This is a genomic window from Micromonospora sp. HK10, assembly GCF_000982955.1.
Classification (GTDB): Bacteria; Actinomycetota; Actinomycetes; order Mycobacteriales; family Micromonosporaceae; genus Micromonospora.
Genome location: NZ_KQ058649.1, coordinates 118,335 through 140,752, shown reverse-complemented (window position 1 = coordinate 140,752; position 22,418 = coordinate 118,335). Strand labels below are relative to the sequence as shown.

The 22,418-nt window shown below is 75.0% G+C and carries 15 protein-coding genes; 7 read left to right on the top strand and 8 right to left on the bottom strand.

From position 1 onward, the window contains the following. Window positions 1-33: 33 nt before the first annotated feature. Together LQ51_RS00635 and LQ51_RS00630 are read right to left on the bottom strand one after the other, a co-directional pair. Window positions 34-2,685, bottom strand: coding sequence for a bifunctional FO biosynthesis protein CofGH (locus tag LQ51_RS00635; protein WP_046562602.1), 2,652 nt, complete (start codon window positions 2,683-2,685; stop codon window positions 34-36). A 150-nt stretch (window positions 2,686-2,835) separates the two neighbouring features. Then, the gene (locus LQ51_RS00630) at window positions 2,836-3,732 is read right to left on the bottom strand and encodes a CvpA family protein (protein WP_046562601.1); all 897 of its coding nucleotides are present in this window, start codon (window positions 3,730-3,732) and stop codon (window positions 2,836-2,838) included. Window positions 3,733-3,832: 100 nt separating this feature from the next. On the opposite strand from LQ51_RS00630, the gene cofD reads away from it, so the two are divergent. Together cofD and LQ51_RS00620 are read left to right on the top strand one after the other, a co-directional pair. Continuing rightward, window positions 3,833-4,780 carry a 2-phospho-L-lactate transferase gene (cofD, locus tag LQ51_RS00625; RefSeq protein ID WP_046562628.1) on the top strand — a complete coding sequence of 316 codons (948 nt, stop codon included), beginning with the start codon at window positions 3,833-3,835 and terminating at the stop codon, window positions 4,778-4,780. Further along, complete coding sequence (locus tag LQ51_RS00620; protein ID WP_046562600.1) at window positions 4,777-5,865, top strand: coenzyme F420-0:L-glutamate ligase; 1,089 nt, start codon at window positions 4,777-4,779, stop codon at window positions 5,863-5,865. Before cofD ends, LQ51_RS00620 begins: the two co-directional genes overlap by 4 nt. 188 nt (window positions 5,866-6,053) lie before the next feature. Here the strand turns inward: LQ51_RS00620 and LQ51_RS00615 are convergent, their stop codons facing one another. Beyond that, the gene (locus tag LQ51_RS00615) at window positions 6,054-7,049 is read right to left on the bottom strand and encodes an ArsR/SmtB family transcription factor (RefSeq protein ID WP_046562599.1); all 996 of its coding nucleotides are present in this window, start codon (window positions 7,047-7,049) and stop codon (window positions 6,054-6,056) included. Between the two features lie 310 nt (window positions 7,050-7,359). On the opposite strand from LQ51_RS00615, the gene LQ51_RS00610 reads away from it, so the two are divergent. Beyond that, on the top strand, window positions 7,360-7,935 hold the full coding sequence (locus LQ51_RS00610; RefSeq protein WP_046562598.1) for an NUDIX hydrolase: 576 nt from the start codon (window positions 7,360-7,362) through the stop codon (window positions 7,933-7,935). Window positions 7,936-7,938: 3 nt separating this feature from the next. Here the strand turns inward: LQ51_RS00610 and LQ51_RS00605 are convergent, their stop codons facing one another. Further along, entirely contained in the window at window positions 7,939-9,030 is a 1,092-nt protein-coding gene (locus LQ51_RS00605) for a mannose-1-phosphate guanylyltransferase (RefSeq protein ID WP_046562627.1), read from the bottom strand. A 63-nt stretch (window positions 9,031-9,093) separates the two neighbouring features. Next, window positions 9,094-10,239: a glycosyltransferase family 4 protein gene (locus tag LQ51_RS00600; RefSeq protein ID WP_046562597.1), complete on the bottom strand. Its 1,146-nt coding sequence runs from the start codon at window positions 10,237-10,239 to the stop codon at window positions 9,094-9,096. 150 nt (window positions 10,240-10,389) lie between these two features. On the opposite strand from LQ51_RS00600, the gene LQ51_RS00595 reads away from it, so the two are divergent. After that, on the top strand, window positions 10,390-11,079 hold the full coding sequence (locus LQ51_RS00595) for a TIGR03089 family protein (protein WP_046562596.1): 690 nt from the start codon (window positions 10,390-10,392) through the stop codon (window positions 11,077-11,079). 6 nt (window positions 11,080-11,085) lie between these two features. Here LQ51_RS00595 and LQ51_RS00590 read toward each other — a convergent pair whose 3' ends face one another. Together LQ51_RS00590 and LQ51_RS00585 are read right to left on the bottom strand one after the other, a co-directional pair. Next, window positions 11,086-13,065 carry an acetoacetate--CoA ligase gene (locus tag LQ51_RS00590; RefSeq protein ID WP_046562595.1) on the bottom strand — a complete coding sequence of 660 codons (1,980 nt, stop codon included), beginning with the start codon at window positions 13,063-13,065 and terminating at the stop codon, window positions 11,086-11,088. Window positions 13,066-13,269: 204 nt separating this feature from the next. Beyond that, window positions 13,270-13,788 carry an acyl-CoA thioesterase gene (locus LQ51_RS00585; RefSeq protein WP_046562594.1) on the bottom strand — a complete coding sequence of 173 codons (519 nt, stop codon included), beginning with the start codon at window positions 13,786-13,788 and terminating at the stop codon, window positions 13,270-13,272. Between the two features lie 23 nt (window positions 13,789-13,811). Here LQ51_RS00585 and LQ51_RS00580 point away from each other — a divergent pair, with 23 nt between their 5' ends. After that, a complete protein-coding gene (locus LQ51_RS00580) occupies window positions 13,812-14,465 on the top strand; it encodes a hypothetical protein (RefSeq protein WP_046562593.1) in 654 nt (217 codons plus the stop codon). A gap of 49 nt (window positions 14,466-14,514) precedes the next feature. On the opposite strand, the gene LQ51_RS00575 is transcribed toward LQ51_RS00580, so the two are convergent. Then, a complete protein-coding gene (locus tag LQ51_RS00575) occupies window positions 14,515-15,678 on the bottom strand; it encodes an acyl-CoA dehydrogenase family protein (protein WP_046562592.1) in 1,164 nt (387 codons plus the stop codon). A 246-nt stretch (window positions 15,679-15,924) separates the two neighbouring features. On the opposite strand from LQ51_RS00575, the gene LQ51_RS00570 reads away from it, so the two are divergent. Together LQ51_RS00570 and LQ51_RS00565 are read left to right on the top strand one after the other, a co-directional pair. After that, complete coding sequence (locus LQ51_RS00570; protein ID WP_046562591.1) at window positions 15,925-17,352, top strand: UDP-glucose dehydrogenase family protein; 1,428 nt, start codon at window positions 15,925-15,927, stop codon at window positions 17,350-17,352. A gap of 150 nt (window positions 17,353-17,502) precedes the next feature. Beyond that, a complete protein-coding gene (locus LQ51_RS00565; protein ID WP_046562626.1) occupies window positions 17,503-22,398 on the top strand; it encodes an SCO7613 C-terminal domain-containing membrane protein in 4,896 nt (1,631 codons plus the stop codon). Window positions 22,399-22,418: the final 20 nt, after the last annotated feature.

Here is a 22,418-nt window from a genome sequence, read left to right as displayed (position 1 = left end):
CTGGTACGGCCGGCGGCGGGGAAAGGTTCGACGTCAGGTGCCGGCGTGACCGTACGCGGTCGTCCGCCTGCGGGCCGGCCGGCCCGCGGCCGCCGCGATCGCCCGCAACTGCTCCTCGGTACGCGCCGAGCCGTTGCCCGAGCCGGCCATCCGCGAGATCGTCTCCTCCATCAGCGTGCCGCCCAGGTCGTTGCAGCCGCCCTGGAGCATCGCCACGGTCCCGGCGTCGCCGAGCTTGACCCAGGAACACTGGATGTTGGCGATCCGGCCGTGCAGCAGCAGCCGGGACATCGCGTGCACGGCCCGGTTCTCCCGCCAGGTCGGCCCCGGGCGGGCGATCCCGGCGAGGTAGATGGGCGCGTTGGTGTGCACGAAGGGCAGCGCCACGAACTCGGTGAAGCCGCCCGTGCGGTCCTGCACGCCGGCCAGCACCCGGAAGTGGGCCAGCCACTGCCCGGGATGGTCGACGTGGCCGTACATCATCGTGGAGCTGGACCGGATGCCCAGCTCGTGGGCCGTGCTGACCACCTCGACCCAGGCGGCCGCCGGCAGCTTGCCCTTGGTGAGCACCCAGCGCACGTCGTCGTCGAGGATCTCCGCGGCGGTGCCCGGGATGGTGTCCAGCCCGGCGTCGCGGAGCTGGAGCAGCCACTCCTTCACCGGCACGCCGGCCTTCGCGGCGGCGGTGACGATCTCCATCGGGGAGAACGCGTGCACGTGCAGCTGGGGCACCCGCGCCTTGATCGACCGGACGATGTCGAGGTAGCCGGTGACCGGCAGCTTCGGATCGATGCCGCCCTGGAGGCAGACCTCGGTGGCGCCGGCCGCCCAGGCCTCCTCGGCCCGGTCGGCGACCTGCTCCACGGAGAGCCGGAACGCGTCCGCGTCGGACTCCCGCTGGGCGAAGGCGCAGAACCGGCACCCGACGTAGCAGACGTTGGTGAAGTTGATGTTGCGGTTGACCACGTACGTCACGTCGTCGCCGACCGCGTCGCGGCGGACGTCGTCGGCGGTCCGGCACAGCTCGTCCAGCGCCGGCCCGTCCGCACCGAACAGCGCCAGCGCCGCCGACTCGTTCGCCGGCGCCAGCAGCGCCGCCGGGTCGGCCGCGGCCAGCCGCAGGCCCGCCCGCAGGTCACCGTCCGCCCCGGCCGTGCTCCCGTTCCCGGGTACGCGCGCGGCCGCGCTCGCCGTGCTCCCGTCCCCGGGTACGCGCTCGGCCATGCTCGCCGTGCTCCCGTCCCCGGATGCCCGCGTGGCCGCGCTCGCCGCGCTTCCGTTCCCGGATGCCCGCGCGAGCGCCTCCGGCGCGATCCGGCCGGCCACCTCGGACCAGTCGCCGTAGACCTGGTCGAAGTCGCCGCGCCGGTCCCCGGTGCGCCCGGTGGTGTCGATGGTGGCGTGCAGGTCGGTCCGGCCGCCGAAGACCTCCTCGGGCTCCTGCCAGGGCCGGCCCACCGGGCGGGCCGCCTCGACGGCGAGCCCGGTGGCCGGGTCGGCGAGGGCGCGCACGTGCGGCAGCAGGCGCGGGTCCAGCCAGGGGTCGCCGGCCCGGACGTACTCCGGGTAGACGGTCAGCCGCTCCCGCAGGGTGAACCCGGCGCTCGCGGTCCGCCGGGCCAGCTCGTCGAGGTGCGGCCAGGGGCGCTCCGGGTTGACGTGGTCCGGGGTGACCGGCGAGACGCCGCCCCAGTCGTCGATGCCGGCGCGCAGCAGGAGGTCGTACTCGCCCTCGATGAGGTTCGGTGGGGCCTGGATCCGGGCCTTCGGGCCGAGCAGCACCCGGGCCACCGCCACCGTGGCCGCCAGGTCGTGCAGTTCCGCGTCGGGCATGCCGCGCATCGCGGTGTCCGGCTTGGCGCGGAAGTTCTGCACGATCACCTCCTGGAGGTGGCCGTACTCCCGGTGCGCGCGGCGGATCGCGAAGAGCGCGTCGACCCGCTCGGCCGGGGTCTCACCGATGCCGATCAGCAGGCCGGTGGTGAACGGCACGCCGACCCGGCCGGCGTCGTCGAGGACCCGCAGCCGCACCGCCGGCTCCTTGTCCGGCGAGCCGTAGTGCGGACCGCCCGGCTCCGACCAGAGCCGGGTCGCGGTGGTCTCCAGCATCATGCCCATGCTCGGCGCCACCGGCTTGAGCCGCTGCAGCTCGGACCAGGACAGCACGCCCGGATTGAGGTGCGGCAGCAGGCCGGTCTCCTCCAGCACCGCCACGGCGCAGGCACGCAGGTAGTCGAGGGTGGAGTCGTAACCCCGCTCGTCCAGCCAGCGCCGGGCCGCCGGCCAGCGCTCCTCCGGCCGGTCGCCGAGGGTGAACAGGGCCTCCTTGCAGCCCTGCGCGGCGCCCGCCCGGGCGATGGCGAGCACCTCGTCCTTCTCCAGGTACGCGGCGGGCAGCCGATGCGGCACGGTGGCGAACGTGCAGTAGTGGCAGCGGTCCCGGCAGAGCCGGGTCAGCGGGATGAACACCTTCTTGGAGAAGGTGACCACGCCCGGCCGGCCGGCCTCGCGCAGCCCGGCGTCGCGCACCTCGCCGGCGATCCGGAGCAGGTCGGCCAAGGCGTCCCCGCGCGCGGCCAGCAACGCGCTCGCCTCGTCGAGGTCCAGCGCCCGCCCGGCGGCGGCCCGGCCCAGCGCCCGCCGGATGCTCGCCTCGGTCGGTACGGACTCGCTGCGATCAACCATCCGTCCAGCCTAGGCGCTGACCGGACCGGGCCGGACGACCCCGGTCCGGTCCGCGGCCGGGCCGGCGGCGGTCCGGCTCACGGCGCGTCAGCGGGCGGTCCGGTCCACGGCCGGGCCGGCGGCGGTCCGGGCGGGACCGCCGCCGGGGGGTCAGCGCGGGTGGTTCGGGTCGTCCCGGTCGAAGCGCTCGGTGCGGTCGCCGTCCTGCGGGGCGGGTTCGGCCGGCTGGCGCGGGATGGCCTGGGTCGGGTCGGCCGACGGCGGCTGACCGAACGGCGGTGCCGGCTGCGGGGCACCGTACGGGGGCCCGGACTGGGGGGCGGCGTACGGCGGGCCGGACTGCGGGGTGTGCGGCGGGGCGGTGTTGAACGGCGGCGCGGACTGCGGGTGGCCGTACTGGCCCGGCACCGGGTGGCCGGGCTGCGGCGCGCCGGCGCCCGGGTACCCGCCCGGCTGGCCCGGGTAGCCGCCCGGCCCGCCCGGCTGACCCGGGTAGCCGCCCGGCTGCTGCGGCCAGCCCGGCTGCGGCTGCCCGTACATGCCGGGCTGGGGCTTCGGGCGGGGGACGAAGTAGAGCGTGCGCCAGATCCGGAACACCACGAACGCGGCGATGCCGAGGATCGCCAGCCCGGCGAGCCGGCTCAGCATGCCGAGGAAGGCGTCCAGCACCGCCGCGTCGGCGAGCCGGCCGACCAGCCAGACGAGGAACGTGAGCACGCCGAAGAGGGCGGCGAAGGCGTACTCGGCGAGCGCCACCTGGGTGATCAGCTTCGCCCTGGCCAGGGTGGGACGCACGTGCGTGGCCAGCAGGACGGCCAGCAGCGGCAGCACCACCGCCTCGACGCCGACGAACCCGTAGTGGGTGGAGCCGGCCCGGTCGGTGAACGTGCCGTAGCCGTCCAGCGGCAGCAGCAGGCGCAGCAGACTCACGAAGAGCAGCACGGCGTTCGCGCCGAGCAGGACGAGCGCGGCCAGTTCGCGCAGTGGCTTGGTCACCTGGCTGGCCTGCGTCGCGTCGCTGGACGCCGGCTCGGCGGGGCTGGTCACGGACTCCCCCTGGGGACGAAGACGGACAGTTGCCGGACGTGAGCCTAGTCGCATCGGGCACCGGCCGATCGATGGCCGCGCGTGCGGAAGGATGGACACCATGCGCATCGTGGTTCTGACCGGCGGCATCGGGGGTGCCCGCTTCCTGCTCGGCGTCCGGGCGTACGCCCGGGAGGTGGGGGCCGAGGTGACCGCCGTGGTCAACGTCGGCGACGACCTGCTGCTGCACGGGTTGAAGGTCTGCCCCGACCTGGACAGCGTGATGTACACGCTGGGTGGCGGCGCCGACCCGGAGCGGGGCTGGGGCCGGGTCGGCGAGACCTGGACGGTCAAGTCCGAGCTGGCCGCGTACGGCGCCGAGCCGACCTGGTTCGGCCTCGGCGACAAGGACATCGCCACCCACCTGGTGCGCACCACCATGCTCAACGCCGGCTATCCGCTCTCCGCGGTGACGCAGGCGCTGGCCACCCGGTGGGAGCCGGGCCTGGCCCTGCTGCCGGCCACCGACGACCGGCTGGAGACCCACGTGGTGGTCGACGGCGAGCAGGGCCAGCGGGCGATCCACTTCCAGGAGTGGTGGGTGCGCTACCGGGCGGACATCCCGACCCACCGCTTCGTCTTCGTGGGGGCCGAGACGGCGAAGCCGGCGCCTGGCGTGCTGGCGGCGATCGGGGCCGCCGACGTGGTGCTGATCGCGCCGAGCAACCCGGTGGTGAGCATCGCGCCGATCCTGGCGGTGCCGGGGCTGCGGGAGGCGGTGGCCGACGGGCCGGCGCCCGTGGTCGGGGTCTCCCCGATCATCGGTGGTGCCCCGGTGCGGGGCATGGCCGACCGCTGCCTCGCCGTGCTCGGCGTCGAGTGCAGCGCCGCCGGGGTGGGTGGCCTCTACGGTGGCCGGTCGGCCGGCGGCCTGCTCGACGGTTGGCTGGTCGCGGCCGAGGACGAGGGGACCCTGGTGCCGGCGGTGACCGTACGCTCGGCACCGCTGCGGATGACCGACGAGGCGGCCACGGCGACGATGGTCCGGGCCGCGTTGGAGCTGGTGTGAGGTTGGAGATCCTGCCGGTGCTGGGCATCGGCGACGTGACCGAGGGCGACGACCTGGCGGCGCTGATCGCCGCCGCGGCGCCGTGGCTGCGCGACGGGGACGTGCTGGTGGTGACCAGCAAGATCGTGTCCAAGGCGGAGGGCCGGCTGGTCGACGTGCCGGCGGACGGTCCCGAGCGGCTCGCCGCCCGGGACGAGGTGCTGGCCGGGGAGACGGCCCGGGTGGTGGCCAGCCGGGGCGCGACCCGGATCGTGCAGACCCACCACGGCTTCGTGATGGCTTCCGCCGGCATCGACGCCTCGAACGTGGACAAGACCCGGCTGGTGCTGCTGCCGGCGGACCCCGACGCGTCCGCGCGGGCACTGCGGGCCGCGCTGCGCGAACGCTTCCAACTGGACGTCGCGGTGATCGTCAGCGACACCATGGGCCGGCCGTGGCGCAACGGCCTCACCGACGTGGCGCTCGGGGTGGCCGGAATGCCGGCGATCCGCGACCACCGGGGGGAGATCGACCCCTACGGCAACGAGCTCCAGCTCACCCAGATGGCGGTGGTGGACGAGCTGGCCGGCGCCGGCGAGCTGATCAAGGGCAAGTGCGACCAGGTGCCGGTGGCGGTGGTCCGCGGCTACCTGGGCGTGGGGCGGGACGACGACGGTGGGGGCGCCCGGGCGTTGGTCCGCGACGCCGAGCTGGACCTCTTCTCGCTCGGCACGGCCGAGGCACGGGCGGCCGGGCTGCGCGAGGCCGCCACCCTGGCCGACGGCCCCGGCCCGGCGCCGGCCGACCCGGCCGCCGTGGAGCGGGCGATCGCCGCGGTGGCCGGGGTGCTCGCGCCCGGCACGGTGCTCACCCACGTCACCGACGAGGCGGTACGCGCCGGACTGGTCGCCACCGTGCCCGGCTGGCCGGCTCAGGCCACCGGGCTGGTGCTGGGCGTCCCGCCCACCCCGGTCGACGCGGCGGACCTGGTGCGCTTCGGCGCCGACCTGCAGCGGCTGCGGACCGCGCTGGCCGCCGAAGGGGTCCCCTCGGCACTGCTGCCGCCACCGCCCGGCACCACCGCCGGCGCCGCGCTGGCCGTCTGACCGGCACCACCGCCGGCGCCGCGCCGGCTGTCCGACCGGGGCCACCGCCGGCGCCGCGCTGGCCCTCCGAGCGGCACCACCGCCGGCGCCGCGCTGGCCGTCTGACCGGCGCCACCGCCGACGCCGCGCCGGCCGTCCGACCAGGGCCACCGCCGGCGCCGCGCCGGCCGAGCGGGGGCCTCGGCGGGTCAGGCGTCGAGGACGGCCCGGCCCAGCGGGGTCAGGGTGTGCAGCACGGTGTTGCGGTCCCGGTGGCTGACCAGCAGACCGGCGTTGCGCAGCACCGTGGCGTGCTGGCTGGCCGCCGCCGCCGAGATGGCCAGCCGCCGGGCCAGCTCGCCCGTGGTGCACCCGTCGTCCGACGCGACCAGCACGGCGGCCCGGGTCCGGCCGAGCAGCGCGGCGAGGGCCTCCCGGCCGCCGTCCGGCTCGGCGACGGCACCCGCGCCGACCGCCAGGCCGCCGAGCCGGTCCACCGGATAGACGAGCACCGGCGGCAGCGCCGGGTCGAGCAGCGCCACCGGGGTCCGGGCGCAGAAGAAGGCCGGCACCAGCATCAGTCCTCGACCGTCGAGGTGCAGCTCGCGGCTGTCCGGGTAGTCGACCACCTCGAGCACGCCGTCGGCCCACCGCATGCCGGGCCGCAGGCTGGCCAGCAACCCCTCCGGCCCGCCGTCCAGCATCGCCCGGGCCCGCCGTGCCCGGTCGGCCTCGACGGCGGCCTGGATCCGGGGCCAGTACGGGGCGATGGCCACGCTCCGGTAGCGCGTCATCGAGCTGGTCAGGTGATCCATGACCTCCGGCTCACCCCGGGCCAGCGCCGCCGCCGAGGTGGGCAGCTCGTTCTCCTCCGCCAGCACGGTCAGGTCGCGGCGCAGCAGGTCGATCGGGGTGCCCCGGACGGCTTCCAGCCCTGCCTCGAAGCCCTCCCGGCTGGCGTACGGGGTGAGGAAGTCGGGAAAGTAGCCGCGCGGCGGGTTGAGCGCGAGCAGCAGGCGGAACTGCTCGGCCGCGGTCTCCGCCCGCAGCGCACGGGCCACCGAGCGGCGCCACTCCAGCAGCAGCGGCTGGCGGTCCCGGCCCTGGAGCAGGTGCAGGCTGAGGACGAGCTCCCACATCGGATCCGGGGCAGGGGCGACCCTGGTCCGCAGGATGTCCTCGCTCGAGAAGAAGATCTTCAGCATGGAGCACTCCCGAAGGCGGGCGGAGGGAAAGCCCTTACCTTCACCCCGCACTCTACCGTCGGCGCTAATCTCCATCTTTAAGCGTGGGCTGAAAGACCTCGACGGCGACCGGACCGGCTGGGCAAACTGCTGGTGCCCGTCGGACCAGACGGTACCGGCGTTCGGGGGTAGGGCGGGCGACCGGGCGGCAGCACGAGGGTCCGCGGCGACACTCCGCGGAGGTGCCACCCGGTCGTTCCGTGTCCGGCCCGCTCCACCGGTCGCCGGGTCACCGGCCCGGGCAGCGAGCGGACGCTCGTAGAGTGTCGGCGTGCACCCCGACCTGAGGACGTACGCCGACCTGCACGCCGACGCCACCGCGCTGCTGAGCCGCTGGACGGCGACCAGCCCGGCCGCCGCCACCAACCGGGACCGCACCCTGGATCTGCTGGCCGCCGGGCCGGTGGCGCTGAGCCGCGCGCACCGCCCCGGGCACGTGACCGCCAGCGCGCTGGTGCTCGACGCCACCGGCGAGCGGGTGCTGCTCTGCCTGCACGGCAGGTTCCACCAGTGGGTGCAGCTCGGCGGGCACTGCGAGCCCGGCGACCCGACGCTGGTGGCCGCCGCGCTGCGCGAGGCGACCGAGGAGTCCGGGATCGCCGGGCTGGTGATCGACCCGGAGCCGATCGACGTGGACATCCACCCGGTCAGCTGCCAGGGCGGCTCGCTGCACTACGACGTGCGGTTCGCCGTGTTCGCCCCGGCCGGCGCGGCCGAGCGGGTCAGCGCCGAATCGGCGGCGCTGGGCTGGTTCCCGCCGGACCGGCTGCCCGAGCCGCTGGCCGACGGGACCGTCCAACTGATCGCGCCGGCCCTGGCCACGCTGGCCCGCCGCACCGCCGGCTGACCGTCAGAGCAGGCCCTCCTCGCCGCGCTCCTTCAACTCGTCGACCAGCTTCTTCACGTCCTGCGCGCGGTCGCGCGGACAGACCAGCACGGCGTCCGGGGTGTCCACCACGATCAGGTCGTGCACCCCGACCGCGGCCACCAGCCGGCCGGACTGCGGGACCACCACGCTGTCGGTGGTGTCGCGCAGCAGCACACCCGGCTTGGCGTCGCTGCCGAGCACCACGTTGCCGTCGGCGTCGGCGGGCAGCACCTCGCCGAGGGTGTGGAAGTCACCGACGTCGTTCCAGCCGAAGTCGCCGGGGACGGTCGCCACCCGGCCGGCCGTCGCCGCGCCCTCCATCACCGCGTAGTCGACGGAGATCTTCGGCAGGGTCGGCCAGACGGTGCCCAGCACGTCGTCCTGCTCCGGGCTGCCCCACGCGGCCGCGATGGCGGTGATGCCGGCGTGCATGGCCGGCTGCTGCCGGGCCAACTCGGCCAGGAACACGTCCACCCGCCAGACGAACATGCTGGCGTTCCAGAGGTGCCGGCCGGAGCGGACGTAGCCCTCGGCCACCTCGACGGCCGGCTTCTCCTTGAACTCGGTCACCGGGCGCAGCGGGCCGTCGCCCACCGGCTCCCCGGTCTCCAGGTAGCCGTAGCCGGTCTCGGGCCGGGTCGGGGTGATGCCCACGGTCATCAGCAGCCCCTGCTCGGCCCCGCCGATGGCCTGGCGTACCACCTCGGCCAGCCGGGCCGGGTCGCCGATCAGGTGGTCGGCGGCGAACGAGCCCATCACCGCCGCCGGGTCACGCTCCGCGATCACCGCGGCGGCCAGCGCGATGGCCGCGCAGGAGTCCCGCGGCGAGGGCTCGACCAGGATGTTCTCCTCGGGCAGGCCAGCCAGTTGCCGGGCCACCGCCGCCACGTGCGCGGCCCCGGTGACCACCAACGTGCACTCCGGTGTGGTCAACGGCGACAACCGGTCCACCGTCGCCTGCAGCAGCGAGGCCGGGGTACCGGTCAGCGGGTGGAGGAACTTGGGATGGCCGGCACGGGACAACGGCCACAACCTCGTGCCACTGCCACCCGCCGGGATCACGGCGTAGAACATCAGCACATCATGCCCGAAGCGGGCACGCGGTCAGGGGCGCTCGCGTCGACCGGCAGCGGGCGGTCAGGACCGGGCCCGGCTCCAGGCGGCGGTGTGCACCTCGGCGCTGGACTCCCAGGTGAACTCCTTGGCCCGGTCGAACCCGGCCTTGGCCAGGGCGAGCCGGCGCTGCTCGTCGTCGAGCAGGGCGCCCAGATCGGTGGCGATCTGGTCCGGGTCCTCGCTGGTGTACGCCACCGCGTCGCCGCCCACCTCGGGCAGCGAGAGCCGCGGCGTGGTCAGCACCGGCGCGGCGCACGCCATCGCCTCCAGGATGGGCAGGCCGAAACCCTCGCCGTACGACGGGTAGGCGGCGACCAGGGCACCGCCGAGGAAACCGGGCAGGTCGGCGTAGCGGAGGTAGCCGGGGCGCAGCAGCCGCAGGTGCGACGGGACCTCGGCGACCGCCCGGTCGATGTCGTCGTCGTGCCCCTGGCCACCGGCGAGCACCAGGGCCGGCGGGTCGTCCCGGTCGGCCACGGCGCGGGCCCAGCCGCGGATCAGGTTGGGCACGTTCTTGCGCGGCTCCTTGGCCCCGAGGAAGGCGACGTAGCTGCTGCTGCCGAGCCCGAGGCGGGCGCGGACCCGGGCCTTCTCCTCCTCGCTCGGGGCGTGGAAGGCGGCCTGGTCGACCCCGTGGTACGCCACGTCGATCCGGGTCGGGTCGGCGTCCAGCAGGCGGATCAGCTCGTCCCGGGTGGCCTTGCTCGGCACGATCACCCGGTCGGCGCGACGCAGCGAGGTCTTGATCGCGCTGCGGAAGAACGTCCGGCGGGACTTGTCGTAGTGCTCCGGCTCGGTGAAGAAGGTCGCGTCGTGCACGGTGACCGTGACCGGGCAGCCGGCCCGCAGCGGGCAGGTGTAGAAGGGCGAGTGCAGCACCTCGGCGCCCACCTGCTGGGCCAGCAGCGGCAGGCCGGTCTGCTCCCAGGCGAGCCGTGCCGGGCGGTGCGCCACCGCCGCCGGAGCGGGGATCACCTCGGCCGCCGGCAACATGCGGGTGTACCGCTCCAGATCGGTGCGGAGGCTCACCACCGCCAGGTCGACGGCGGAGCCGCAGACCCGGCCGAGGGCGCCGAGCAGGCCGTCGACGTATCTACCGACGCCGCCGCGGTCGGCGGGGACACTCGTGGCGTCGATGAGCACGCGGGGCGGGCGACCGGCGGTCACGGGGCGACTCCTCAGCAAGTCCAGTTGTGGGGAACAACACTGTCGGCAAGCCTACGCCGGGCCCGGGTCCCGGCGATGACCGCGACCCGACGGTACGCCGACTTGTCCTTGTCATCGAGTACGGGCCACCGGCGCGTATCGTTCGCGCCGATGGCCGACAACATTGCCCGGGTGTTCGCCGACGCGATCGCGTCCGACCCCACCCGTCCCCTCCTGACCTGGTACGACGACGCCACCGGCGAGCGCACCGAACTGTCCGGCGCGACCCTGGCCAACTGGGTCGCCAAGACGGCGAACCTGCTCGTCGACGAGGTCGCCCTCGCCCCCGGCGACACCGCCGCCGTGCTGCTGCCGCCGCACTGGCAGACCGCCGCCGTGCTGCTGGGCTGCTGGTCGGCGAAGCTGACCGTGGTGGACGCCCCGGGCGAGGTGGACGTCCTCTTCGCCGCCGCCGGGCGGGCCGCCGAGGCGGCGCAGTGGTCGGCCGGCGAGCGGTACGCGCTCCCCCTGGACCCGTTCGCCCTGCCGCTGCGGCAGGTGCCGGCCGGCTTCGTCGACTTCGTGTCGTCGGTACGCGGTCACGGCGACCACTTCACCGCGTACCCCCAGGGGGGACCGGGGGACGCGGAGCTGCTGGCCCGCGCGCAGGCCCGGGCGGCGGAGCTCTGCCTCACCCCCGGCGACCGGGTGCTGGTCGACACCGACCAGCACCCCGACCCGGTCGACTGGCTGCTGGCCCCGCTCACCGCCGGCGCCAGCCTCGTCCCGTGCGCCCACCTCGACCCGGCCCGCCTCGACGCCCGCACCGCGAGCGAACAGGTCACCCGCACCGTCGCCTAGCGTCGGTCAGGCCGGCGTCGGGTGGTCTGACTCGGCCCGGCGTTGGGCGAAGGCGGCGAAGGCCGTGAGGGAATCCGGGTTGGCCAGGGCGCCCTTGGCGGCGGCCCGGTCGACCGGGGTGCCGGTCAGGATCTTCTTGACCGGGACCTCCAGCTTCTTTGCCGACAGGGTGCGCGGAACCGCCCTGACCTGATGGATCTCGTCGGGCACGTGTCGCGGCGACAGCGCGGTCCGCAGCTCGCGGCAGATCTTCTTCCGCAGCTCGTCGTCGAGCTCCAACCCCTCCGCGAGCACCACGAAGAGCAGCAGCTCGCCGGCGCCGCCCTCGTCGTCCTCCAGGTGCACGACCACCGAGTCGGCCACCTCGTCCAGCCCCTCCACCACCGAGTAGAACTCGGCGGTACCGAGCCGCACGCCGCCCCGGTTCAGGGTGGCGTCGGAGCGGCCGGTGATCACGCAGCCGCCGCGCTCGTTGATGGTGATCCAGTCGCCGTGCCGCCAGACGCCCGGATAGAGCTCGAAGTACGCCTCCCGGTAGCGGGAGCCGTCGGTGTCGTTCCAGAACCCCACCGGCATGCTCGGCATCGGCTCGGTGATCACCAGCTCGCCCAGCTGGCCGATGACCGGGCTGCCGTCGCCCGAGCGGGCCTCCACCTTCGCGCCGAGCGCCCGGCAGGTGATCTCGCCGGCGTGCACCGGCAGCAGGGGCACCCCGCCGACGAAGCCGGTGCAGACGTCGGTGCCGCCGGAGAGCGACTGGAGCTGGAGGTGGTCACCGACGTTCTCGTACACCCAGGTGAAGCCCTCGGCGGGCAGCGGCGCGCCGGTCGAGCCGAGGCCGCGCAGCGCGCCGAGGTCGGCGATCTCGCGCGGCACCAGGCCGGCCTTGCGGCAGGCCAGCAGGAAGGGCGCGGACGTGCCGAAATAGGTGGTGCCGGTCTCGGCGGCCAGCCGCCACAGGGCGCCCAGGTCGGGGTGGCCGGGGTTGCCGTCGAAGAGCACGATCGTCGCCCCCACCGCCGGGCCGGAGACCAGGAAGTTCCACATCATCCAGCCGGTGGTGGTGAACCAGAAGAACCGGTCCGCCGGGCCCAGGTCGTGGTGCAGCGCCAGCATCTTCAGGTGCTCCAGCAGGATGCCCCCGTGGCCGTGCACGATCGGCTTCGGCAGGCCGGTGGTGCCGGAGGAGTAGAGCACGTAGAGCGGGTGGTCGAAGGGCACCGGCGTGAAGGTCAGCGGCTCGTCGGTCGCCGCCGCCAGCTCCGCCCACGGGATCGTGTCCTCCGGGACGGCGGCGAGGTACCCGATGCCGACGGTGTGCCGCAGCGACGGCAGCGCGGCCCGGATCGCGGCCACCTCGCCGCGCCGGTCGACGGGCTTGTCGCCGTACCGGTAGCCGTCGACGGCCACCAGGACCTTCGGCTCGATCTGCTGCCACCGGTCGGTGACGCTGCGGGTGCCGAACTCGGGCGCGCAGGAGGAGAAGATCGCGCCGAGGCTGGCGGTGGCCAGCAGCAGCACGAACGTCTCCGGGATGTTCGGCGCGTACGCGGCCACCCGGTCGCCGCGGTCGACGCCGAGCCGGCGCAGCCCGGCCGCCACCCGGCGGACCTGCTCGCGCAGCTCGGCGACGGTCAGCGTCTCGGGCGCCCGGGTCTGCCCGTGCGCCACCACCACCGGGTCGTCGTCGCCCCGGCCGGGCATCCGCAGCACGTTCTCGGCGTAGTTGAGGGTGGCGCCGGGGAACCACCGGGCGCCGGGCATGGCCCGGTCGGCCAGGGTCGCCGTCGGTGGGGTGTGCGCGATCACCTGGAAGTAGTCCCAGATCGAGCGCCAGAAGGCGTCCAGGTCGGTCACCGACCAGCGCCACAACGCGTCGTAGTCGGCGAACTCGAGGCCCCGGTGCGCCGCCAGCCAGCGCAGGTAGTCACCGATCCGGGACCGCTCACGCGCGTCGGCCGGCGGCGTCCACAGCACGTCACCCACTGATCCCACCTTCCCTGCGGCCCGGCACCACACTGTGCCCGGGCCTGGCGCCATCTTGCCCTACCTCGCCTGGCCATTGTCCGCGCCGGGTGGCGCCGACGGGGCGTGGCCGGGACACACCCCGCGGCGCCGGCAGGTGTGGGTCGGGCTGTTGAGCGGGGCCCTTGCTCCACCGGGGATTCAAGCGGGGCCTCTTCCCTCCCCTCAGCCGGCGCGGTGCGCCTGGATCGCGCGCCGGCGGGCGAGCCGGTGGGCGCGGCGGATCTCCGCCTCCCGGTAGCGCCGCTCGTCCTCCGCCGTCTCCGGCAGCACGGGCCGCACCGGTCGGGGCGCGCCGCCCACGTCCACCCCCACGAAGACCAGGTACGCGGTGGCCACCCGCACCGGCTCGTCCTCGGCCGAGTCCCAGCGCTCGCCGACCACCTTCACCCCGATCTCCATCGAGGTGTGCCCGGTCCAGTTCACCTGGGCGTGCGCGTGCACCAGGTCACCGACCCGGACCGGCTCGGAGAAGACGATCTCGTCGATCGACGCGGTGACCGCGGTGCCCCCGCTGTGCCGGGCGGCGGCCGCCCCGGCGACGTCGTCGACGAACTTCATCAGTACCCCACCGTGCACGGTCCCGTACAGATTGACATCGACGGCAGTCATGATCCGGCTGAGCGTTACCCGGGAGTACGAGGTCGGTTTGCCCGCCGGCACGGTGGAGGGGTGATCTGTCATGGCGGAAACGGTACGGTGCGCGGATGCGACATCTCTGGAGCTTCCTCGCCGGGTTGGTGGTGGCGCCCGTCACCTGGGTGCTCGTCACACTCGGTCAGGACGGATCAGGACGCACCGTCCACCGCTGGGTGGAACTCGGTACGTACAGCACACCCAACCTGATCGAGCCGGCCGTCTACCTCGGCGTCGCCGGCATCCTGCTCGGCCTGCTCGCCACGCTGCGCTTCTCGCCGCTCGGTCCGCTCACGGCCGGGCTGCTGCTGGCCGTCCCGTACCTCGGGATGTTCGTCGCGCCGTTCACCGTCCGTGACGCGGTCCCGCAGAACTGGAAGATGCTCGGGGACCCGCTGCCGCTGCGCCAGCCGTTGGAGAACGGCACGCTGTTCCTCATCGGCATGCTGCTGCTGATGGCCGTGTTCAGCGTGCAGCGCTGGCGGCGGTGGCCCGACCAGCCCACGGCCGAGGCGGAGCTGACCCCGGCAGCCAAGCCGGCCGAGCCCAGCCCTTCGCTCGGCGACTGGCCGCCGTCCGACGCGACCAAGGACACCGCCCCGCTGACCCTGGGCTATCCCGAGACCCCCACCGAACCCCTGCCCCGCCGCACCGGCGGCGAGTCGCCGTGGTCCGCGCCCCCGCGCCCCGCGAGCCGACCGGAGGGCACCACCGAGTTCCGCTGACCGTCCGCGGGCGGGCCGGCACCCCGGCCCGCCCGCCCGACCTGCCGGGTCAGCCCTTGAGCAGCTGGCGCGCCATGACGATGCGCTGCACCTGGTTGGTGCCCTCGTAGATCTGGGTGATCTTGGCGTCCCGCATCATCCGCTCGACCGGGTAGTCGCGGGTGTAGCCGTAGCCACCGAGCAACTGCACGGCGTCGGTGGTGATCTCCATGGCGGCGTCCGAGGCGAAGCACTTCGCGGCCGCCCCGAAGTAGGTCAGGTCGGCGTCGCCCCGCTCCGACTTGCCGGCCGCGGCGTAGGTGAGCTGGCGGGCCGCCTCCAGCTTCATGCCCATGTCGGCGAGCATGAACTGGATGCCCTGGAAGTCCGCGACCGGCTTGCCGAACTGCTTGCGCTCCTGGACGTACCCCTTGGCGTAGTCCAGCGCGCCCTGGGCGATGCCGAGCGCCTGGGCGGCGATGGTCACCCGGGTGTGGTCCAGGGTCCGCATCGCGGTGGCGAAACCGGTGCCCTCGGCACCGATCATCCGGTCCGCCGGGATCCGCACGTTGTCGAAGTAGACCTCACGGGTCGGCGAGCCCTTGATGCCGAGCTTCTTCTCCGGCGCGCCGAAGCTCACCCCGGCGTCGGACTTCTCGACCACGAAGGCCGAGATGCCCCGGGAACGGGCTGTGGGATCGGTCACCGCGAAGACCGTGTAGTACTCCGAGACGCCCGCGTTGGTGATCCACCGCTTCACGCCGTTGAGCACCCAGTGGTCGCCGTCCCGGACCGCCTTGGTGGTCATCGAGGCGGCGTCGCTGCCCGCCTCCGGCTCGGAGAGGCAGTACGAGAACATCGCGTCGCCCGCGGCGACCGGGGTGAGGTACTTCCGCTTGAGCTCCTCCGAGCCGGCCAGCAGCAACGGCATGGTGCCCAGCTTGTTCACCGCCGGGATCAGCGAGGACGAGGCGCAGGCCCGGGCGACCTCCTCGATCACGACGGCCGTGGCCAGGGCGTCCGCGCCGGCGCCGCCGTACTCGACGGGGATGTGCGGAGCGTGGAAGTCGGCGGCCCGCAGCGCGTCGTAGGACGCCTTGGGGAACTCACCGGTCTCGTCCGCCTCGGCGGCGTGCGGGGCGACCTTCGCCGCACAGACCTCACGGACCGCCTCCCGGATCGCCTCGTGCTCCTCCGGCAACCGGTAAACGTCGAACGACTGCTCTGCGGCCATGTCGGCCCCTCCCCTTCACCGCTAAAATGCGCAGTCCGTGACGCCCGGAGGCCGCCGACTGCCGCAGACTGAAGGATAGCGACCAGGGTTCAGCCGGACCTTACCGACGGGTAGGCTCGCGCACGACAGGCGCCGAGACGGCACAACTACCCTCACCCGAAGACAGACGACCCCTCGGTGCCCGGGCGTGGCGCCCAGCCGATCGCGACGCAACAAAGCGCCGCCAGTGCGAGCGGAGAGACAGGCGTGACGATTCCGTACCCGAACACCCAGCCGGTACCGGCCATCGCCGCGGTGACCCCGCCCTCGGGTGCGGCCCGGCCCCGGGTCACGTTCCTGGGCACCGGGTACCTCGGTGCGACGTACGCGATCTGCTACGCCGAACTCGGCTACGAGGTGCTCGGTTTCGACGTCGACGCCGACAAGATCGCCAAGCTGAACGCCGGCGAGGTGCCGATCCACGAGCCCGGCCTGGACGAGCTGCTGCGCCGCAACCTGGCCGCCGGCCGGCTGCGGTTCAGCACCGACATCCAGGAGACCGCCGACTTCGGCGACGTGCACTTCATCTGCGTGGGCACCCCCCAGCGGGCCGACGGCATGGGCGCCGACCTCTCCTACGTCGAGGCGTCGGTGACCAACCTCGCCCAGCACCTGACCCGCAAGGCGCTGATCGTGGGGAAGTCGACCGTCCCGGTCGGCACCGCCGAGTGGGTGGAACAGCTCGTCGGCAAGCACACCCCGGCGGACCTGGGCATCGAGGTGGCCTGGAGCCCCGAGTTCCTCCAGGAGGGCTTCGCCGTCGACGACGTGCTGCGCCCCAACCGGATCGTGGTCGGGGTCAAGAGCGAGTGGGCCAACGGCATGCTCTACGCCGCGCACAAGGGCGTCTTCGATCTCGCCGCCACCGAGGACCGCGAGGTCCCGCTGGTGGTCACCGACTTCGCCACCGCCGAACTGGTCAAGGTCGCCGCGAACGCCTTCCTGGCCACCAAGATCTCCTTCATCAACGCGATGGCCGAGGTCTGCGAGGCCGCCGGCGGTGACGTCACCCAGCTGGCCCGCTCGATCGGCTACGACCCCCGGATCGGCAACCGTTTCCTCCAGGCCGGCCTCGGCTTCGGCGGCGCCTGCCTGCCGAAGGACATCCGCGCGTTCCAGGCCCGCGCCCAGGAACTGGGCGCCGGCGAGGCGCTGCGCTTCCTGCACGAGGTCGACCTGATCAACCTGCGCCGGCGGACCCGGGTGCTCCAGCTCGCCGCCGAACTGCTCGGCCGCCGCTCCGGCCCGGCCGGCCCGGAACTCTCCGGCACCCGGATCGCCGTGCTCGGCGCCACCTTCAAGCCGAACACCGACGATGTCCGGGACGCCCCGGCGCTCGCGGTCGCCTCGCTGCTGCACAAGGCCGGCGCCGAGGTGCACGTGTTCGACCCGCAGGGCCTGGAGAACGCCCGCCGGGCGGTGCCCGAGCTGACGTACGAGACGAGCATGGCCGACGCGGTCCGCGAGGCCGACCTGGTCTGCGTGCTCACCGAGTGGGCCGACTTCCGCAACGCCGACCCGGTCGCCCTCGGCGACCTGGTCAACGGCCGCAAGGTGGTCGACGCCCGCAACTGCCTCGACTCGACACTGTGGACCCAGGCCGGCTGGGAGTACCGGGGCATGGGCCGCCCCTGACCGCGTCGCCCGACGTCGGCCGTGGACCCGCGCCACGGCCGGCGTCTTTTTGTGTCCCGAACGCGCCGACAAATGTCGAAATCCGCGCCCGGTCAAGGCATGCTGCGACTGTGGAGGTCCGCGCAGCGGGCCGGCCGGACGGAGGATGTCGTGCAGACCTTCAGGTGCGCCTCGTGCGGGCGGGAGATCAAGCCGGCCGTGATCTGCCCGCACTGCGGGGCGGACCAGCCACAGTGGGCCGAGCACCTGGCGGACATCGAGCGGTCCATCGCGGAGATGAAGGCGCGCGACGCCGAGATCGCCCGCGAGCAGCGGCAGATCGCGGCCAAGATGCAGGCCGCCCTCTTCCAGCGGGACATCCTCGCGCACGCCGGTGAGGAACGGATCAAGCAGGCCACCCGGCCCCGCCGGGTGCTGCGCCGCCGGCCCGGCCGGCGCCCGCCGACGGCCACCACCGGCGCGCCGCCCCGGGTGCCCCGCCAGGGCACCCCGCCGCCCGCCCCGGACGACCCCCCGCCGCCCCGGGTCCGGGCACAGTGGCTCGACGTCGACGACCCGGAGCACCCGCCGGAGGCGTCCTCCCGGGAGGTGCAGAACATTCCCCTCGGGCTCGGCGCGCTGCTGCTCGGCGTCGCCGCCGTGGTCTTCGCCGCGGTCGCCACCAGCTCCATGGACGCGCTGGCCCGGCTCGGCGTGCTGCTGGTGGCCACCGTGCTCATGCTGCTCGCGCCCCCGGTGCTGGCCCGCCGCGGCCTCACCTCGACCGCGGAGACCATCGCCGCGGTGGGCCTGCTGCTGCTCCCGCTGGCCGGGTACGCGCTCTGGGCCGTGGACCGGATCGGCGGCGCCACCTCCGGCCCGGCCTTCGCCGGGTCGATCTTCCTGGTCACCACCGTGGTCGCCGTCGGCTACGCGTACGCGACCGGGCTGCGCGCGCCCCGCTTCGCCACCGTCCTCGCCGCTCAGCCGGTGCTGCCGCTGCTGACGTACGAGCGGATCACCGGGCCAACCGGCTGGGCGCTGGTGCTCACCGTGGTGGCGGTGGCCGACCTCGCCCTGGTCCGCTCGGCGGTGGTGGTCGAACGCCCCGTCCGGCGGGACCTGCCCACCCCGCCGCCGACCCCCGTCCCACCCCGGCAACGGGCCACGGACGAGCGGCCCGAGGCGGCCCCGGAGGAGGCGGCCGAGGTGCTCGGCGGGGAGCCGGGCGGCGACCCGGTGGCCGCGCCCGCCCGGCCGGTGCCGTGGCTGCGCGAGCTGACCTGGCTGCTGCACGGCACGGCGGTCGCGGTCGCCCTCGCGTACGCGGTCACCGCGCTGCTGCGCGCCGTCACGGTGCCGGTCGCCGCCGGGGCGGGGGTGGTGCTGCTGCTGGCCGCACTGGTCGGGCTGACCGGCACCCTGGTGCTGCGCCGGCCGCCGCTGCCCGACCTGGGCGCCGGTATCGTCACGCTGGCGGTGATCGGCGCGCTGGGCCGGGTCGCCTCGGTCGCCTTCCCCGGTCGGTCCCTGCTGCTCATCGCCGCGGTCATCGCGCTGACCGGGTTCGCCGTCCGGGCCGTGCCGGAGGCCGCCCGGCGGGGCCCGCAGCTCGCCTCGGCGGTAGCGCTGACGGTCAGCGGGCTCGTGGTGGCCGGCGGCGCGCTCCGCGCGGGCCTGGCCCCGGTGCGCGCGGCGCTGCCCGCCTGGTCGGCCGACCTGAGCGGGTGGCACGCCGAGCTGGCCACGGCGGTCGGGCCGACCGGCTGGCAGCTCGCCGCGAGCGCGCTGCTGCTCACCGTCGCCGCGGTGATCGCCCTGCCGCCGGAAATCCGGCGCGAGTTCGCGGTGATCGGGGCGGCGCTGACCGCCCTCGCCGTGCCGGCCTCCCTCGGCCTGGGCTGGGCCGCCGCCTGCTGGCCGATGCTGCTCACCGCGGTGGCCATCGGCGTGCTCGGGCTCTCCGCCGGATCGCGGCGCGCGGCGGTGGCGCACGCGGTCACCGCCGCCGGGCTCGGCCTGGTCGGCGCGGGCGCCGCGCTCGCCCGGCCGGCGCTCACCGCGGCGGCGCTGACCCTGCTCTTCCTGGCCGGCGCGCTCGTCTCGCTGGCGCCCCGGGTCCGGATCGCCGCCACCGCCGCCGACACGGTGTGCGGCTGGGCCGCCGGCGGCGCCGCGTTCGCGCTGCCCGGGGCGGTGGCCGCGTTCGTCGCCGCCACCGAACCGGCCGTGCCGGCGGCCACCCCGGCCGACCTGCGCGAGCTGACCGTACCGATCCTCGCCGCGAGCTTCCTCGGCGTCTGCGTCACGCTCGGCTACGCCGCCGTCGTCCAGGTCGCCCAGCGGCACCTCAGCGCCCCGCACGCGGTCGGCACCGTGCTGGGCGCCGTGGCGGTCGCCGCCGCCGGGTTCGGCGCACCGGGCGCCACCGCCGCCGACGCCTGGGTGGGTGGCCTGCTGCTGCTCGCCGCCGCACTGCTGGCGCTGGCGCCCCGGATCGACGCGGGCCGCCGCTCCGACCTGACGCTGGACGGCTCCGACCTGGCCCTGGCGGCGACCACGGCGGCGCTCATCGCCACCCTGGTCCGGATCACCGCGGTGCTCGCTCCCGACGGCCAGCTCATGGTGGCGGCCGCGCTGGTGCTGGTGGTCGCCGTCGCCGCCCGCGCCCTGCCCGAGGAGTGGCGGCGTGGGCCGACCCTCGGCGTCGCCGTCGGCGGCACGCTGATCGGCCTGCTCGCCGGCTGGACCGCGCTGCGCGGTGGCGTCGGTGTGCTCGCCACCCCCGGTCCGATCTGGGCCGGTGACCTCACCGGCTGGCCGGCCGCGCCCACCGGTGGGGCGACCTGGCAGGCCCCGGTGGCGCTGGCCCTGCTCGCGGTGACCGCCGGCATCCTGCTGCCGTCGCCCTGGCGCTACGACGTGTCCGGCGTCGCCGCCGTGCTCGCCACCATCGGCGCGCCGGCCGCCTTCGACCTGCCCTGGTGGTCGCCGGTGCTGGTGGGCGCCATGGTCGCCACGGTGTTCGGGATGGCGGCGGTGGCCGCGGCCGACCCGCGGGCCGCGCTGTCCCGGGCCACCGTGGCCGGGGTGGTCGCGCTGCACGCGGCCGGGGCCGGGCTGGTCCGGCCGTGGACCACCGCGCTGGCCCTGGGCAGCATCGTGTTGATCGGGGTGGTGGTGGCGGCCCTGGCCCGGGCGGTCGCCCCGTCGCTGGTCGAGGACGTCCGCTCCGAGGGCATGCCTCGGCACCTGGTGCAGGTGGGGAGCGCGGCGCTGGGGGCCGCCCTGCTCGCGCTGCCCGGTGCGGTCGCCGCCCTGGCCGCCGAGTACGGGCGTTCACCCCAGGTGGTGCTGACCGCCGCGCTCGCCGCGTCCAGCCTCGGCCTGGCCGCCGTCGCGGCCGCCCGCCGGCAGATCCCGCAGTACCTGCCGTACGCGAGCGTCGCCGTGGCGGGCGGTGCCACGGTGAGCGCGATCGCCGCCGTCGTCACCCACCTGCCGTCCGGCGTGTACGCGGCCGCGGCGGCGCTGCTCGGCGTCCTCGCCGAACTGGTCCGCGCCGCCACCGTCCCGCCGGCCGGCTCGGCCCAGCCGGTACGCCGCTGGTCGGTGCTGCTGAACGGGGCGCTGCGCCGCGACGGCGACACCGACCTGCGCTGGCGGGTCAGCCCGGCCGCCGGTGCGCTCGCCGCGGCCCTGCTGCCGACCGCGCTCGCCCTGGTCACGCTGCTTCCGCCGCTGGTCGTGGCGCTGGTCGGACCGATGAAGGTGCTGTCCCGGGTGTGGCAGGGACCGCCGCCCGAACTGCTCACCCCGCCGGCCGACGCGGTCGATCCGACCCATGTGCTGACCGCGTTCCTGCTGACCGTGACGGCGGCGCTCGCCGCGACCGGCCTCAGCGGCGGGCGGCGCAGCCGGGCGGTGCCGGTGGTGCTGCCGGGCGCGGCGGTGACGCTGCTGATCACGCCGGTGGCGCTGGGCCAGGGCTGGCCGGAGACCGCCCTGGCCGGACTGGCCGTCTTCACCATCGCCATGCTGGGCCTGGCGTTGACCCCGCCCCCGCCGCTGGTCGAGCCGGCCCGCTCGATCCGGGTCGCCCGGGTGCTGGTGTTCGCGATCGGGCTGGCCGCCGGGGGCGCCGGACTGGCCGGCAGCCTCGCCACCCGGGAGCTGACCCTCTTCACGCTGGGCGGTGCGGTCGGTGTCGGGGCGGTGGCCGCCTTCTTCGGCACCACCCAGCGGGCCCGCATCCTCGGTTGGCTGTTCGCCTCGCTGATGGCCGAGCTGTTCGTGCTCACCGTCGGCCTGGTCGCCGGGCTCGCCGCGGTCTGGTCGGCGTTCGGGGTGCTGGCCGTGGGCGCGGCGCTCCAGGTCTTCGCCGCCACCCTCCCCCGGCTGCGCCGGCCCGAGGCCTACCGGGAGGCGGCCACCGTCGAGTGGAGCGGGTACGCCGCCGCGCTCATCGCGCTCGCCCTCGCTTACGACTCGCCCCGGCACATCGCCGCGCTGCTGGCCGGCTGGGGCGCCGTGCTCGGGGTGGCCGCCACCCGGCCCGGCCGCCGGCCGGTGGAGCGGCGGATCCTGTTCTGGGCGGTGGTGGTCTGCGAGATCACCGCCTGGTGGATCCTGATGCGGGTGGCCGAGGTGGCGCTGCCGGAGGCGTACACGCTGCCGTTCGCCGCGCTCGCCCTGCTGGTCGGGGTGCTGGAGCTGCGCCACCGGCCGGACCTGTCGAGCTGGGTGGCGTACGGGCCGGCGCTGGTCGCCGCCTTCCTGCCGACACTGGCGATCGTGGTGGCCACCGACTCCACCATGCTGCGCCAGGTGCTGCTGCTGCTCGGCGCGGTGGCGGTGCTGATCTTCGGGTCGATGACCCGGCAGCAGGCCCCGGTGATCGTCGGCGCCTCGGTCACCGCGATCGCCGCCGTGCACGCGTTGATCAGCCTCGGACCGTGGGTGGTGCTGATCCCCGTCGGCATCGTGCTGCTGGTGCTCGGCGCCAGCAACGAGCGCCGCCGCCGCGCCCAGGAGCGCCTGCAGACCGCGCTGCGCGGCATGCGGTGAAACCGCCGACGCCCTTGATC

Excerpts from the sequence above, each read along its gene's own strand:
- LQ51_RS00635 (WP_046562602.1), bottom strand. The coding sequence starts at position 2,685 with ATGGTTGATCGCAGCGAGTCCGTACCGACCGAGGCGAGCATCCGGCGG.
- cofD (WP_046562628.1), top strand. The coding sequence starts at position 3,833 with ATGCGCATCGTGGTTCTGACCGGCGGCATCGGGGGTGCCCGCTTCCTG.
- LQ51_RS00615 (WP_046562599.1), bottom strand. The coding sequence starts at position 7,049 with ATGCTGAAGATCTTCTTCTCGAGCGAGGACATCCTGCGGACCAGGGTC.
- LQ51_RS00605 (WP_046562627.1), bottom strand. The coding sequence starts at position 9,030 with ATGTTCTACGCCGTGATCCCGGCGGGTGGCAGTGGCACGAGGTTGTGG.
- LQ51_RS00595 (WP_046562596.1), top strand. The coding sequence starts at position 10,390 with ATGGCCGACAACATTGCCCGGGTGTTCGCCGACGCGATCGCGTCCGAC.
- LQ51_RS00585 (WP_046562594.1), bottom strand. The coding sequence starts at position 13,788 with ATGACAGATCACCCCTCCACCGTGCCGGCGGGCAAACCGACCTCGTAC.
- LQ51_RS00580 (WP_046562593.1), top strand. The coding sequence starts at position 13,812 with ATGCGACATCTCTGGAGCTTCCTCGCCGGGTTGGTGGTGGCGCCCGTC.
- LQ51_RS00575 (WP_046562592.1), bottom strand. The coding sequence starts at position 15,678 with ATGGCCGCAGAGCAGTCGTTCGACGTTTACCGGTTGCCGGAGGAGCAC.